The organism is Chloracidobacterium sp. D, from assembly GCF_018304685.1.
In the GTDB taxonomy this organism is placed as follows: domain Bacteria; phylum Acidobacteriota; class Blastocatellia; order Chloracidobacteriales; family Chloracidobacteriaceae; genus Chloracidobacterium; species Chloracidobacterium thermophilum.
In genome coordinates, this window is record NZ_CP072634.1 from 816,524 (window position 1) to 830,007 (window position 13,484).

Here is a 13,484-nt window from a genome sequence, read left to right on the forward strand (position 1 = left end):
ACTGAGGCCGGGAGATCAGGCCGGGGACGGCGGAGAGGTTTCGCCCCCGGAAGCCAGGGGGGGACCTGAAGGCAGGGCCGGTGGCGGCGGTTTGAAATACGTCCGGTAGGCCAGACGGGCAACGTTCCAGATTTTTTCCCATCCGATGCGGACTTCCTCGCCGCGCAGCAGCTTGCCGAGCACCTGGTCGCGGACGTGGGCCGTGGCGCGCTTGAGCAGAAATTCCTTGGCGTGAGGGCGTGCGACCTCGAAAAGGCGAAAGTTGGGGTCGAGACTCTGTCCCATGCCTTCGAGCGTCATCAACGCCCGTACCACGAAGGTGAAGTTGCCGGGAATGCGGAAGGGATAGGCGTAGAGCGTACTCGAAACGGTCGCATTGAGTTCGGAAAAGGTCAGTTGGGACAGTTTTTTGCCTTTGTACTGCGCCAGAATGCCCCGGGTTGCTTCCTGGAAGGCAACCGGGTCGTAGCCGGGTTGCAGAAAGCCCAGTGCAATGGCATCGCCGACCAGGCCCATCAAATCGCGGTCAGTGATGTGAAAGAAGGCGTCGAGCAGGCCCATCCGCATCTCATCCGTGATGCGTCCGACCATGCCAAAGTCGAAGAATGCCAGCCGCCCGTCGGCCATGATGCGCAGGTTGCCCGGATGCGGATCAGCGTGAAAGAAGCCATCTTCGAGCAACTGCTTGAGATACGTGCGCACGAGCAGGGTCATCTTCTGCATCGGGTCAAAGCCGGCCGCCCGCAGCCGTTCGGCGTCGGTCGGTTTGACACCGGCAATGTATTCCATCGTGATGACGTGGCGGCTCGACAACTCCGGGTAGATGCGGGGGAGATAGACTTCCTGCTGCCAGTTGGCAAAGTTGCGCCGGAACTGGGCGGCGTTTTCCATTTCGCGCTCGTAGTCCATTTCTTCGCCGAGCATGGTCTCAAACTCGGCAACGATGCCGCTCCAGTCGGCGCCTTTGACGCCGGCCAGCCAGGTTGGTCGGCGTTCCAGGTAGGCAGCCACAACGCGCAGAATCTGGAAATCGAGCCGGACGATGTCCGCCAGGTTGGGGCGCTGAATCTTGACCACAACCTCCGTGCCATCCGGCAGTTGGGCGCGGTGTACCTGCCCCAGGCTGGCGGCCGCCAGTGGACGCGGCTCGATGCGCCGAAACAGGGCCTGGGGCGGCTGTCCAAGCTCTTCCGTAATCCGCTGCCAGGCGATCTCGGTTGGAAAAGGCGGTACTTCGTCCTGAAGAACGGTCAGCGCCTGGGCGTAGGTCAACGGGAGCAGGTCGGTGCGCGTGGAAAGCATCTGGCCGATCTTGATAAAGGTCGGCCCCAACGCGATGAAGGCCGCGCACAGGCGTTCGGCCTGACCGGCGTGAAAGGCAGCTTCCGTGGCCTGGGCGGGCGTGGAACGGTGCAGCAGACGCCGGAGTCCACGTTTCCACCAGACAGCAGGCGTTTCTCCGGTTGCGGTGAGGGAGCGGATAACGTAGGGCAGCAGGAGCCACAGACCCAACCGCAGGATGCGCAGCAACCGCCGCCGGGCACGCCAGTCGAGCTGGCGCAGGGCCGCCCAGAAAAAGCGGACAGTGCTCCAGAGCGATTCCCGTTCAGGCGAGGTGTCGGTTGGCTGGGACATCAGTCGTCGGCATCCATCAGAGCAAGCCGGTTCATCTGGGCAGCAGGGACGGCAGCCCCGTGCATCCGTGCAACCTATGCGGCTTGACTGTGGCGAGCGAAGGCAGATGCGTCAAGTTTTCTCCACGCCAGACCGGGAGCCGGGCGCTGCTGCATAGGTCAGTCAGGTTGAACGACACGCAGCAAATCCGCCCGCATCTGCTCTGCCAGGTTTGTGGTGAGGTCAAGTCCCTCACGCTTGACGGCCACCGTGCCATCTTTGCGGAGCAGGACAAAGCTGGGAATCACGGAGAGATTGAGGCGCTGGAACAGCAGAGTACCGCGTGGGTCCCGCGCGACAGGGTAGGTCAGGTGCAACTGGTCGCGCCAGGTTTTCAGGTCGGCGTCGCTGATGAAATCCCGGTCGCGAGGCTGGGTGCTGTTGGTAAGGACGAGGCAGAGCGTCACCTGGGGATGGTTGTCGGCAATGGTGTTCATCTGGCGCAGGAGCAGTCGCATCAGGGGCGACCCATGGGCAGTGAAGCACAGAAGAACAGCCTTGCCCCGCAACTGTTCCGCGTCGAGGGGCGAACCATCGGGAGTCGGCAGGAGAAACTCAACCGGATCGCCCTGTTTCTGAACCTTCTGCACCACCGTCGGATTCTTTTCCTGCGGAAGGGCCCCCGGGTCCGTGCCAGAGTGGCCGGCGAGGTTATGAGCCGGAACCGGCTGAACCACGGGACCGGCCCACAGGAGCAGCGTCAAGACCCACGACCGGCCGGCAGGGAAGGATTTGGTAGGCAACATGATCTTTCTGCGGCTTCGATAAGGATACACCCGAATACCACCGATGAAGGCCCATCCGGGAAGGTTGCGTCAGGCACTCGGCCGGCGTTGAAGACCTCGACAGCAGGAGGCGTTTGGGTACGTACCGAATAACTATGTTACATTCCAAACGGCCCGGTAAGCGATAGGGAGGTTCACAAACATTTTATGGTCACGGTGCTCGCGGCGCTTTGGTGGGGCGCCAGTCTGCTGGCGAGTGAGACGCTCGTCATGCTGGCGGCATTTCTGGTCGTACTGGGGACGACGGTCGTCATTCACGAGTTTGGTCACTTTGCTGCCGCCAAGTGGCTTGGCATGAAGGTCGAGATTTTTTCCGTCGGTTTTGGAAAGCGCCTGTTCGGCTTTCGGTGGAAAGAAACCGACTACCGGCTTTCGCTGCTGCCGCTCGGTGGTTACGTCAAGATTACCGGCATGGACCCGGAGGAAGAAGCCGCCCGGCAACAGCATCCTGACGCCTACCTGATGCGCCCGAAATGGCATCAGTTTTTGGTTCTGGTGGCCGGGCCGGCCATGAACATCCTCCTGGCACTGGCCATTCCCTTTGTCATCGGGCTGTTTTTCTTCAAGGCACCGGCCTATCTCAGCCAGCCGGCAGTGGTTGGCGCCGTGCCGATTGGCTCTTCGGCAGAAGAAGCCGGCATCCAGCCCGGTGATCGCATCGTCAGGTTTGCCGGTATCGAGTCTCCGACCTGGAGCAAGGTGCGCGATTACACGGCCATCAATGACGGCAAGCCCGTTCCGGTGACTATTGAGCGTAACGGACAACGGCTGGAGTTGACCATTATCCCGAAAGCCCGGCAGCAGGCCGGGAACATCGTTGGTGACGCTGGACTCCTGCCACAGGACATCCCGGCAGCACTGCCGGTCGTGGCCGCCGTGCAGCCCGGCTCGCCGGCGGCGCAGGCCGGGTTGCAACCGCAGGACAAGCTGCTGGCACTCGACGGACGCCCCATTCCGAACTTTGACTGGTTCAAGCAGTCGCTCCAGGCGTATGAAAACCGCCAGGTGGTGCTGACGGTCGAACGCAAAGGCGAAACCCTCACCCTCACGCTGACACCCAAGCGCATTGACGGGGAAATCCGCATCGGATTCGTACCTGTCCCGCCGCCGCCGCTGCCACTGACACGCGAGCGGAAGTCCCTTCTGGGGGCAGCCCAGCATGCCGTCAACGAAAATATCCGCTTCATTGTGCTGACCGGTGAAGCTTTCCGGCAGATTTTCCGTGGGGAACGGAAAGTCTCCGACACGCTTTCGGGTCCCATCGGGATTGCCAAGGCTTCCGGCGATGCCGTGAAGTTCGGCGGACTGGAAGGACTCTTCTTCATCATGGGACTGCTCAGCCTCAACCTGGGGATTTTCAATCTGCTACCCATTCCCGTCCTGGATGGGGGGCACATTTTCCTGCTGGTGCTCGATGTCATGGCGGGCTGGGTTGGCTGGCGGCTCACCGATGACCTCAAGCAGCGTTTCAATCAGGCCGGTTTTGCCGTGCTGATGCTGCTGATGGTGTTTGTGATGTTCAACGATGTCACCCGTTTCTGGTGGAAGCCCGGCGCTGCCGAGCCGCCGCCACCGCCTCCACCGGCGGTTGAAAAGCCATCCCCGGAGAAGGCTCCTCCACGCTGAGTCCGGGGGGCATCTGCCAGCCAGGCTTGGCGAGGAGGAATGTCAACCAGCCTTCAAGTCCGCAGCTTGACGCCTGGCAGTCAAGGCCGTTACGCTTGCTGACTTTCATTGTGGTTCGGGGTGGCAACCGCTGACGGCCGTATTTTCAGAGAAAGGAAGTGATTGGGATGAAGCGCACATATCAGCCGAATAACCGGAAACGGGCCAAGACGCATGGCTTTCGGGAACGCATGAAAACCAAGGGTGGGCGCAACGTCCTCAAGCGGCGTCGGGCAAAAGGGCGCAAGCGTTTGACGGTGAAGCACTACGGTTTCTGACGCAGCGGCGGCCCCGGATGTGACCGATGTTGAACGGCCTGTCGCCCCCGTTTCCTGTCGGTTTACAAAACAGGCGCGCTTACGGACACCCCGCGAGTTTCAGCGGGTGTATCGCCAGGGCAGGCAGTTGCACTCATCACTGTTCACCATTTTCGTGGCTCCCAACCGGCTCGGCCGAACGCGCTTGGGCATCACGGCCAGTCGGAAGGTGTCGAAGTCGGCCGTAGTGCGCAATCGGTGCCGGCGCCGGCTGCGGGAAGTGTTCCGCCGCCAGCAGGCGACGTTGCCGGTGGGCTGGGATATTGTGGTGAATGTCAAGTTTCAACTGACGACGGCAAGCTATGCGCTCATCGAACAGGAGTTTACCCGCTTGATGGAAAAGCTCTCCAAACTGGCAGCCGGTAGCCCGGCAGAGCCGACGGGTGAGGTGAGTGACTGACCCCGTGGCGCCGGCCAGGCTTCGGGAAGTGGGTGACTGTCGCCGGCAGCAGGTTGAAACGCCTATGTTGAAGCAAGCGGTCTTGGCGCTGATTCGTCTGTATCAGCTTTTGATAGCTCCTCTCATGCCCCCGGTGTGTCGGTTTCAGCCCACCTGCTCGCACTACACCGCCGAAGCCATTACGCGGTACGGTCTGTGGCATGGGGGCTGGTTGGGCGTTTGTCGGCTGGCGCGGTGTCAGCCTTTCTGTCGTGGTGGGTACGATCCGGTCCCTGAGTTGACCACGCGGGCCATCGCGCAGGTGTCGCCGCGCACGAAAGGTAGTTCAGGCTGATGGAAAAGTCTCGCGTTGCACTCGCCTTTGCGCTGTCATTGGCGGTGATGTTGGTCTGGCAGTATTTTTTTGCGCCGCCACTTCCGCCTCCCGGCGACGCGGCGGCTCCTCCGGCGGCCGGGCGTCCGGCGGCGTCCGAAGTGCCGGTGACCACCAGCCAAGCCTCCCCGGCCGCACCTTCCGACCTGACCCCCGCCGATGCCCCGGCCCGGGACATCACCGTTGAGACGCCCCTGTGGCGCGCCACCTTTTCCAACCGGGGTGGGGTCCTGACCCGGTTCGTGCTCAAGGCGTTGCCCAACGGGCGTGCGCTCCGCGCAAGCGATGGCAAATCGGAACTGGAAGTGCTGACCACGACTTCCCGCCGGGGCGACCCCGGTGCGCCGACGACCGAACTCGGTGCCGCCTTTGAGCTGATTGCTGCCGGGCAGGACGAGTTGACGGCATTCCTGAACCAGAGTCGCTACCAGGTCGAAGGCGCTGTTGCTGAAGAACTGTCCGTGGGTGAAGGCGAGACGGCCACTCTGACCTTCGGCCTCAGCACGGCCCAGGGCTATCAGATCGTCAAGCAGTACGTCATTCGGGGCGGACGTTATGACTTCGACTTTCTGGCCGATGTGAAAAAGGATGGCGCACCGGTGCCGGTCATGTTTCGTCTGGGGCCGAATTTTGGCGACCAGGTGTTTGCCGAGTATGACGGCTACACGCACACGCCACCCCACGCCGTGACGGTCATCGGCGGAAATGCCACCTTCACGCCCTTTACTTCAGTGGATGTAACTCCGCCTGGCGCGGCCAAACCCGCCTACCTGGCCAAGCCCGGTACGGCTTGGTGCGCACTGACCGATCACTACTTTGCCTTCACGGCCATTCCGCCGCAGCCCGGCACGGTACAGCTCAGCCGACGGGATGCCGTGACGCGCTTTCAGGGGCGCGATGTCAAGCGGGAATACGTCTTTCTGGATGTGCCGACGGTCAATGCGGCGGCCAACATCATTTACATTGGCCCGAAGGATCGGACGTACTTGGCTTCGGTGAGCCGGCTGCTCAAAACGGAGCGCAACCTCGATGTGGACTTACGCGAACTCAACGACTACGGCTGGCTGGCCTTTTTCGTACGGCCACTCATTCCGGCGCTCGACTGGCTGCTCCGGTTTTTCTATGCGCAAACCCAGAACTATGGCTGGGCTATTGTGCTGCTGACCTTTGTCGTCAACATGCTGCTGTTTCCGCTGCGCTGGAAAACGGCCGTATCCTTTCGCAAGGCGGCCGTCCATGCCCCGCGTCACAGGGAGTTGGCCGAACGGCTCAAGCAGTTGCAGGCGCAGAAAGTCAAAATGGATGACCCGCGCATGCTGGAGTTACAGCGCGAGCAGATTCAGCTTATGAAGGAAAGCCTGCCTATCATGGGCTGCCTGCCGATTCTGTTGCAGTTGCCGATTTTTGTCGCCATTTACGTCTATCTTCAGCTTTCGATTGACCTGCGCCAGGCACCGTTCATCGGCTGGCTCACGGATTTGTCTATGCCTGACCCGTGGCATGTGCTGCCGGTGGTGCTGTGTGTGACCCAGATTGGGCAGAGTTACCTGATGCCGCAGCCGCCGGGGCCTGAAGACCCGGCGCTGGCGATGCAGCGCAAGATCATTGTCTGGGTGATGCCGATTCTGTTTGCGGCGCTGTTTTTCTGGAGTGCGCCCAGCGGGTTGGTGGTGTACTGGATGGCCGGGAATATCATCGGCATTACGCAACAGCTCATCATCAACCGCATGCTGCCGCCGCTGCCTGTTGCCGGCACGTCCCCAGGGAGTGCGGCCGATACGTCCGCTGCTGATGGAAAGGATAAAAAGAAGAAATTCAACCCCCGTCCAGCCTAGCCCCCTCTGATGGCTGCACCTTACCGGCGGTGTCACTGGGGGGCGTAAGGTTGGATAGATGTCCTGCCCATGTCCGATGCACTTTTGTCTGAACTGACTCCCGTTCGGGATGACGACAGCCTGACGCCGCTCCTGCACGATTTTCTGGCCAAGGTCATCCGCTACAGCGCCTGGCGAATGACGTTCACGATCAGCGAGCAGGGCGGGGTCTGGCAGGTGAATTTTGTCGGTGAAGATGCCGGCCTGTTGCTGGCCCGTGGGGGGGAAGTTCTCCAGGCGCTGGAGCACCTGCTGGAGCGCGTTGTGAATCATCACGCGCCGGGGCGGTGGGCGGTGCGTCTTGATGCCAACGGCTACCGCGCCAACCGTGAGCGGGAACTGGCGCTGATGGCACGGACGGCGGCTGCGCAGGTCAAAAAGTATCGTCAGCCTTTCACCTTCAGTGCCTTGAATGCCGCCGAGCGCCGGATTATTCACCTGACGCTGGCGACAGAACCCGGAGTGCGAACAGAAAGCATCGGTCATGGAGACGACCGCAAAGTGGTTGTCCATCCGGTATAACCACGGCTGACCCGAGGACAACCTTTCGTGAAAACGGGTGCCGTGCATTGGAAATTTCTCATCCTGCTGTGGTTGGGCGTGCTGCTAAACGGCGGCTGTCTGACTTCGCGTGTGTCCCTGCCACGGCTGCTGCCGCTCCATCCGCCGGTTGCTGCTGAAGAGCTGGTGGGGCGCATTGCCTGTCTTCAACAGGTACAGGCGGTGCGGACAGCCGTCCAGTTGCAGTTTGTGGACTATCGGGATTCGACACGCGGCGTCGGCAAAGCCTATCCTTCGGCCAGCGGGGCGCTGGTGCTGCGGCGTCCACAGTTCATTCGCTTACAGGTGCAGGCGTCGTTGCTTGGCTCGCTGGCGGATATGGCCTCGGATGGGCAGCAGTTTACCGTAGCCGTGTTTTATCCTGCCGACCGGCAGGCTTTCATTCGCGGGTCCAATGCCAAGACCTACAAGCTACCGGCTGCGGAGCAGAAGCCGGCGCCGGATGTGAGCGCGTTTGCCAGCCTGCGACCGCAGCACCTCTCTGTGCCCTTGCTGCCGCCACCCATCCCGCCGGCCTCCCCGGACATCAGTTGGTCGGTGTTTGAGACGCGCCGGGATGAAAGCCTGATGACGGATGCGCGACCGGAGTGGGTGACACGCACGTACTATCTCCTTTATGTTGCCCAGCGCGATCTGTCGGGGCAGTGGCATCCGCGCTTTGCCTATTGGTTTGACCGGACGCAACCGGGGACGCCCCTGACACGGCTCGAAGTCTTTGAAGAAAACGGAGACCTCAGCACCATTTCGGATTTTGGCGGATATACTACGAATGGCGGAACGCCCAAGCTGCTCCCGGAGTGGGTACGGATTTTGCGCCCGGCGGAAGGCTATGCCCTGCGGGTGATGTTTCAGTCGCCGGAAATCAACCCGCCGTCTCTGCCGGAGGACGTTTTCACCCTGACCAATGACCGCAACCTGAAAGTCGTGGACCTCGATGCCCAGCCCTAGCCCCCTGCCCGGTATAACTCCTGCTCCGACTGACACGGCGGCCGCTCCGGTTCTCGTTGCGGTGCAGTCAGTGACCATGGTCTATAAAGTGGGACGGATTGCCGTGCGGGCCTTGGACAATGTGAGTTTTACCGTCCGGCCCGGGGAATTTGTGTCCATCATTGGGCAATCGGGTTCGGGAAAGTCCACCCTGCTGCACATTCTGGGCGGGCTGCTCAAGCCGACGAGTGGTTCGGTCATCCTGGACGGACAGGACCTGGCGGCCGTCAGCGATCAGGAACGAACGGCCATCCGCCGGCAGAAGATTGGCATCGTGTTTCAGCGTTTCAACCTGTTTCCGACCCTTTCCGCCGAGGGCAACCTGCGCCTGGCCGAGCAGATTCGCGGGGTCAACGGGCAGGACCCGACTCATCGCCGCGAGTTGCTCCGGCTGCTCAACCTCGAACAGCGCCTGCACCACAAACCGCTGGAGCTGTCCGGGGGCGAACAGCAGCGGGTGGCCGTGGCGCGGGCCCTCATCAATCGTCCCAAGTTGCTGTTGGCGGATGAGCCGACCGGCAACCTCGACAGCGAAAACTCCCGCATCGTGCTTGACATGCTGCGGCAGCTCAACCAGGAACTGCACCAGACGGTCATCATGATTACCCACAACCCGGAAGCGGCGGCCATCGGCACGCGCATCATTTCGATGCGGGATGGGAAAATCATCGCCGACCAGCCCAATAACCCCCGATGAACCGGCTCTTTCGCGGCATCAAAGCGGCGGTCCTGTGGAACTATGAGCGCGGCTCGTGGCAGTACGACGTGCTGTGCTGCCTCATTCTGGCCTTCATTTTCCTGATTCCATCGAGCTGGTTTGATGAGCGTCCCGTGACGCGCCGCCAGGCGGCCGCCCGGCTGGGCAACATTGGAAACCCGGAGTTCATCAGCATGGCGGAACTCGGTCAGTTCCCGCCCACGACGACCTTGCAGTTCGCGCTCGAACAGGTGGGCACGGCCCGCTACGGGCGTCCCGTACGGGTACAACACTTCGAGTATGTCAACGATGTGTCCGGGCGCCAGATTGCCGGGTATCACGTCTGGTTTGAGTGAGCACCGGACACAGCCGCATCAATTTCGGCAACATCTCCCGGTTTAGGCGTGAGTCCGGCGACGGATATGCGATAGCATGGGCGTTTGTCATCCTTCAGCCAAGGTGGAGCAGGGCATCATTATGAGAGAGCGACGGCGACAATGGATCGTGAGCGGGCTGCTGTCCCTGATGGGTCTCATGTGTGCAGGGCTTCCGGGCAGCGCGCGGCCCGGTGGTGTGGACCTTCAGACGGTCATCAGGAATTTACAGGCGGCGAGTCAGCGACTCAGTGGCTTGCGCGCCACGGTGGTGCACCAGCGGGTCAACTCACAACTTGGCGTCCGCGAGCCACAGCAGGTGGGCACGCTGCGCTTCAGCACGAAAGGCAATGTCCGGCGGCTGCGGATTGATTACACCGAGCCGCAGTCGAAGACGGTCGTCGTCAACGGCAATGAGGCCATTCTGATTGAACCGGCGCTCAATCAGGCTTTCGTCAGCACGACCAACGAGATTGCCAAGAAAACGGCCTCGACCAGCCTGCTGACCGTCCTGACCGATGCACAGCAGCTTTCCAACAACTTCGAGGTATCACTTGAAGGCGACGAAAACCTTGATGGGCAGCCCACGACGAAGCTGCTCCTGCGTCCAAAGGGCATAAGCCAGTACACGCGCCTCGAAGTCTGGGTGTCGCACCAGCACTGGCTGCCTGTCAAACAGGTGCTGCATACCCGGAGCGACTACACCACGATCCTGCTGAGCAACATCCGCTTGCAGTCCATCCCGGAATCCAGCTTCAAGGTGGACTACAGCAAATACAAAGTCATCCGGGGCTAGGGGGACGCTTGGTGGTCAGAGCCGTCCACGCATTTTGACCTCAAGGTAGCGGTTGACCAGGGCGACCGAGAGTTGTCCGGTCGGTACGTCCAGCGCCAGTCCGCCGAGTTCGACAATGCGATTCAGAGCCTGTTCGCGTTGGGTGAGGAGTTCTTCGGCCACCGACTGGGCATAGACCTCATCGAGGGACGCCGGTGGCGGTTTGACGAAGGCGCGCAGGTCGCGGTCGCCGATGGTGACAATGAGCGGCAGGTGGCGCGGAATGAGCGCCGCCGTATGCGCCAGCAGGTCGGCCGACGCATCGGCATCCACAACATCGGTCAGCAGGACAACCAGCGACCGCTTCCGGCAGTGACGCCCCAGATAGGCAAAGGCCCGCGCATAGGACGGTTCAATCATCTGCGGCTGTACGTCGTGCAGGTGCTCCAGAATGACCCCCAGTTGGCTGGCGCCAGGCCGCGGCGGCAGGAAATCTTCCACCCGGCGGGTGAAGGTCAGCAGCCCGACCTGGTCGCCGCCGGCCACGGCGACGTAAGCCAGCGCCAGCGCTGCATTGACGGCATAATCGAGTTTGGTCAGATCGCCGAGGCGGGCGGTCATCAGGCGGCCGCAGTCCAGCATCAGCAGGATGCTCTGGCTGCGCTCAATCTGATACTGCCGCGTGACCAGCTTGCCCCGCCGGGCCGAAGCCGCCCACGCCACATGGCGCAGTTCGTCGCCGGTGACAAACTCGCGCAACGACTCAAATTCCCGTCCCTGCCCACGCAACCGCTGCCGGCGCTCGCCCTGGCGACCCAGGCGATAGGCTTCGATGACCTGCCGCTGTGCGGCGCGAAAGTCGGGGTACACTTTGACCGATTCCACAGCCGGAACGGATGTCTGCCGCCAGACAAGGCCCCACGGACTGCGCAGCCGCACCGCGATGTTGCCAAATTCGAAGCACCCGCGTGCCGGTGCGAGCAGTTCATAGTGCAGCGTCGCCGTTCCGCGTGGGGGAACTGTAAACTGTCCCTCCCGTCTCGGCGTCTGCATCTGGGGAGGAGGCTCATCCTTGACCCACAGCGTCAGTGGAACCGGGCGGTGGTTCTGGACTTCAATGGTGACGCCATTGCCACTGCCAATGGCAAAGCGTTCCGCACACCGGCGGCGCAGGGTGAAGCTGCCTCGAAGAGGGGTCCGGGCTGCGTCGAGCAGGGCCGCAGCGAGCAGGACGACGTCGAACGCCATCCCGGCCCACAGGAAAGACGGGTTGCTCCAACCCAGTGAAAAGAGACCCAATCCCCCGGCAAAGGCCATGAGAAACCGGGCCGTGAAGACGATGTTCATGGTGCTGTGCAACACCGGAGTAGGTGTTTTTTCCACGCGCAAAACCATAGTATCCCGCCGGTACAGACACAACCGCCAGGTGGTCAGTCAGTCGTTACCTCGGCCGGTGGTGACTTTGAGGACAGGTGTGAAAAAGCTGGCGTGGCCCGGTCATCCATAGCGTACGAAGCTCTCCGGCGGAGGCTCCTGCTGCTTTCCAGGTGGTTTTTGCTGTTGTATGCCGTGCTGGCACCCCACTCGATTGCCGGCGCGCAGGGCAGCGCCCTGGTGTTGGCCCTGCTGTGGGGGCTGGAACGGTGGTTGGCGGCTGGTGACACCTCGCTTCTGGCGCCGGCGTCCCGGCGACAGGAGGCCGCGCAGCGATGGTGGCCGCTGGCGTTTTTTTGGGCCCTATGTACCGTGTCGGCGCTGATGTCCTACGAGCCACGGTGGAGTCTGGATGGGCTGCGCAGCGTGGCCTTTATGGCCACCTGTGGCATTGTGGCGTTCTGGGTGCAATCCCGCGCCCAGGCATGGTGTCTGGCGTGGACGCTGCTGCTTTCAGCCCAGGTCGGGTGGCTTTACACCGGGTATCAACTGCTGGTGGGGAATGGTGTGCGTCTGGTCGAACTCAGCCCTGACTCACCTCTGCATCCGTACTTTCAGCCTGGCGATGTCGTGCTGCGTGTGGATGGTGAAGTCGTCCGTACCCCGGAGGACATCACCCGCCTTGTTCTCCAGAAACCATTGCCTTCCAGCCAACCCGTGAGCGTGACCGGACGGCGCGTTGAGATACCACTTACGGCGCAGCTTGACCGGGCGGCACTTCAGACCCGTCTGGTGTTGTTGGGGTCGGCCGGGCTGGGCATTCGCGCCAGTGCGCCGGCGCGGGACTTTCGCGCCAGCGGTTTCTTTTCGCACTACGTCACCTATGCCGAGGTGCTTCAGATTCTTGTTTCCTTGGCGCTTGGCATGGCCTGGTGCACTGTCGGACGCCAGCGCCGGTGGCTCTGGGGGTTGGCGCTGGGACTTATGCTGGCCCTGGGGCTGACGCTGTCCCGCGGCCCGACGGGCGGCCTCATTGTCAGCGTCGGCGTGATGCTGTATCTGCTGTGGCGGGAGGGCACAGTCAGTACGCCACGGGTGGTGATAGGGCTGGTAATTGCCGGCATCCTGCTGTCCAGTGCGTTGGCCTATGCCTACGCCATGCGCCACATGTCCGTAGTGGATGCCCGTGAAGGCAGTCTGTTCTGGCGGTTGGTGGTCTGGCAGGAAGGCATCGGGCTGGTGGCAAAACACCCCTGGTTTGGTATTGGGCGCTACAGCGACAAGCTGCACGCGGCAGAATGGGGACTGTACGCCCATGGCGATTTGCCGCCCGGCCACTTTCACAACACCTACCTGCAGGTGGCGGTGTGGTACGGGCTGCCGGCGCTGGCGGCCTATCTCTGGTTGCTGCTGACTTATGTCGGGCAACTGCTGCGGCGGCGGCGCGATGGCATTGCCTTGGGCGCGCTGGGCGCACTCACCGGCTTTGCGGCGAGCGGCATCGCCCACTTCAACCTGGGGGATGGTGAAGTGGCCATGGTGCTGTGGTTTGTGATAGGGATAGCGTTGGGGATGCCGGTCACAGCGGAGCCGGACTCTAGCTTGCCGTATAGTACGCGATAGTGTGT

Annotated in this window: 14 protein-coding genes; 11 read left to right on the plus strand and 3 right to left on the minus strand. The window is 62.0% G+C overall.

Annotated features, from left to right (window positions below; translation table 11 throughout):
* Positions 1 to 15: 15 nt before the first annotated feature.
* Positions 16 to 1,635, minus strand: coding sequence for an ABC1 kinase family protein (locus J8C01_RS03480; RefSeq protein WP_211432399.1), 1,620 nt, complete (start codon positions 1,633 to 1,635; stop codon positions 16 to 18).
* A 158-nt stretch (positions 1,636 to 1,793) separates the two neighbouring features.
* A complete protein-coding gene (locus J8C01_RS03485) occupies positions 1,794 to 2,267 on the minus strand; it encodes a peroxiredoxin family protein (protein WP_211432400.1) in 474 nt (157 codons plus the stop codon).
* A 339-nt stretch (positions 2,268 to 2,606) separates the two neighbouring features.
* Between J8C01_RS03485 and rseP the strand changes: the two genes are divergently transcribed.
* The 10 genes from rseP to J8C01_RS03535 all read left to right on the plus strand — a co-directional run bounded on the left by rseP (position 2,607) and on the right by J8C01_RS03535 (position 10,503).
* A complete protein-coding gene (gene rseP / locus J8C01_RS03490) occupies positions 2,607 to 4,085 on the plus strand; it encodes an RIP metalloprotease RseP (RefSeq protein ID WP_014099210.1) in 1,479 nt (492 codons plus the stop codon).
* 167 nt (positions 4,086 to 4,252) lie between these two features.
* Positions 4,253 to 4,402 carry a 50S ribosomal protein L34 gene (gene rpmH, locus J8C01_RS03495; protein WP_014099211.1) on the plus strand — a complete coding sequence of 50 codons (150 nt, stop codon included), beginning with the start codon at positions 4,253 to 4,255 and terminating at the stop codon, positions 4,400 to 4,402.
* 19 nt (positions 4,403 to 4,421) lie between these two features.
* The gene (gene rnpA / locus J8C01_RS03500) at positions 4,422 to 4,841 is read left to right on the plus strand and encodes a ribonuclease P protein component (protein WP_014099212.1); all 420 of its coding nucleotides are present in this window, start codon (positions 4,422 to 4,424) and stop codon (positions 4,839 to 4,841) included.
* 64 nt (positions 4,842 to 4,905) lie between these two features.
* A complete protein-coding gene (gene yidD, locus J8C01_RS03505) occupies positions 4,906 to 5,175 on the plus strand; it encodes a membrane protein insertion efficiency factor YidD (RefSeq protein WP_228374066.1) in 270 nt (89 codons plus the stop codon).
* Positions 5,175 to 7,049: a membrane protein insertase YidC gene (yidC, locus tag J8C01_RS03510; RefSeq protein ID WP_014099213.1), complete on the plus strand. Its 1,875-nt coding sequence runs from the start codon at positions 5,175 to 5,177 to the stop codon at positions 7,047 to 7,049. The genes yidD and yidC overlap by 1 nt, the downstream gene beginning before the upstream one ends.
* A gap of 69 nt (positions 7,050 to 7,118) precedes the next feature.
* Entirely contained in the window at positions 7,119 to 7,610 is a 492-nt protein-coding gene (locus J8C01_RS03515) for a Jag family protein (protein ID WP_014099214.1), read from the plus strand.
* Positions 7,611 to 7,637: 27 nt separating this feature from the next.
* Complete coding sequence (locus tag J8C01_RS03520; RefSeq protein ID WP_014099215.1) at positions 7,638 to 8,597, plus strand: hypothetical protein; 960 nt, start codon at positions 7,638 to 7,640, stop codon at positions 8,595 to 8,597.
* 76 nt (positions 8,598 to 8,673) lie between these two features.
* Positions 8,674 to 9,333 (plus strand): ABC transporter ATP-binding protein, encoded by a 660-nt coding sequence (locus tag J8C01_RS03525; RefSeq protein WP_211432401.1) that lies wholly within the window; start codon positions 8,674 to 8,676, stop codon positions 9,331 to 9,333.
* Positions 9,330 to 9,689, plus strand: coding sequence for a hypothetical protein (locus J8C01_RS03530; RefSeq protein ID WP_211432402.1), 360 nt, complete (start codon positions 9,330 to 9,332; stop codon positions 9,687 to 9,689). Before J8C01_RS03525 ends, J8C01_RS03530 begins: the two co-directional genes overlap by 4 nt.
* A gap of 76 nt (positions 9,690 to 9,765) precedes the next feature.
* Positions 9,766 to 10,503, plus strand: a complete 738-nt coding sequence (locus J8C01_RS03535; RefSeq protein ID WP_211432403.1) for a LolA family protein — start codon at positions 9,766 to 9,768, stop codon at positions 10,501 to 10,503.
* Positions 10,504 to 10,518: 15 nt separating this feature from the next.
* On the opposite strand, the gene J8C01_RS03540 is transcribed toward J8C01_RS03535, so the two are convergent.
* The gene (locus J8C01_RS03540; RefSeq protein WP_211432404.1) at positions 10,519 to 11,829 is read right to left on the minus strand and encodes a DUF58 domain-containing protein; all 1,311 of its coding nucleotides are present in this window, start codon (positions 11,827 to 11,829) and stop codon (positions 10,519 to 10,521) included.
* A 207-nt stretch (positions 11,830 to 12,036) separates the two neighbouring features.
* On the opposite strand from J8C01_RS03540, the gene J8C01_RS03545 reads away from it, so the two are divergent.
* A complete protein-coding gene (locus J8C01_RS03545) occupies positions 12,037 to 13,479 on the plus strand; it encodes an O-antigen ligase family protein (RefSeq protein WP_014099220.1) in 1,443 nt (480 codons plus the stop codon).
* Positions 13,480 to 13,484: the final 5 nt, after the last annotated feature.

What these genes read in the sequence shown, in the direction of transcription:
- J8C01_RS03525 (WP_211432401.1), top strand. Translation starts at nt 8,674, where the DNA reads ATGGTCTATAAAGTGGGACGGATTGCCGTGCGGGCCTTGGACAATGTG.
- yidD (WP_228374066.1), top strand. Translation starts at nt 4,906, where the DNA reads ATGTTGAAGCAAGCGGTCTTGGCGCTGATTCGTCTGTATCAGCTTTTG.
- J8C01_RS03535 (WP_211432403.1), top strand. Translation starts at nt 9,766, where the DNA reads ATGGGCGTTTGTCATCCTTCAGCCAAGGTGGAGCAGGGCATCATTATG.
- rseP (WP_014099210.1), top strand. Translation starts at nt 2,607, where the DNA reads ATGGTCACGGTGCTCGCGGCGCTTTGGTGGGGCGCCAGTCTGCTGGCG.
- J8C01_RS03480 (WP_211432399.1), bottom strand. Translation starts at nt 1,635, where the DNA reads ATGTCCCAGCCAACCGACACCTCGCCTGAACGGGAATCGCTCTGGAGC.
- J8C01_RS03540 (WP_211432404.1), bottom strand. Translation starts at nt 11,829, where the DNA reads ATGAACATCGTCTTCACGGCCCGGTTTCTCATGGCCTTTGCCGGGGGA.
- J8C01_RS03515 (WP_014099214.1), top strand. Translation starts at nt 7,119, where the DNA reads ATGTCCGATGCACTTTTGTCTGAACTGACTCCCGTTCGGGATGACGAC.
- rpmH (WP_014099211.1), top strand. Translation starts at nt 4,253, where the DNA reads ATGAAGCGCACATATCAGCCGAATAACCGGAAACGGGCCAAGACGCAT.
- J8C01_RS03530 (WP_211432402.1), top strand. Translation starts at nt 9,330, where the DNA reads ATGAACCGGCTCTTTCGCGGCATCAAAGCGGCGGTCCTGTGGAACTAT.
- yidC (WP_014099213.1), top strand. Translation starts at nt 5,175, where the DNA reads ATGGAAAAGTCTCGCGTTGCACTCGCCTTTGCGCTGTCATTGGCGGTG.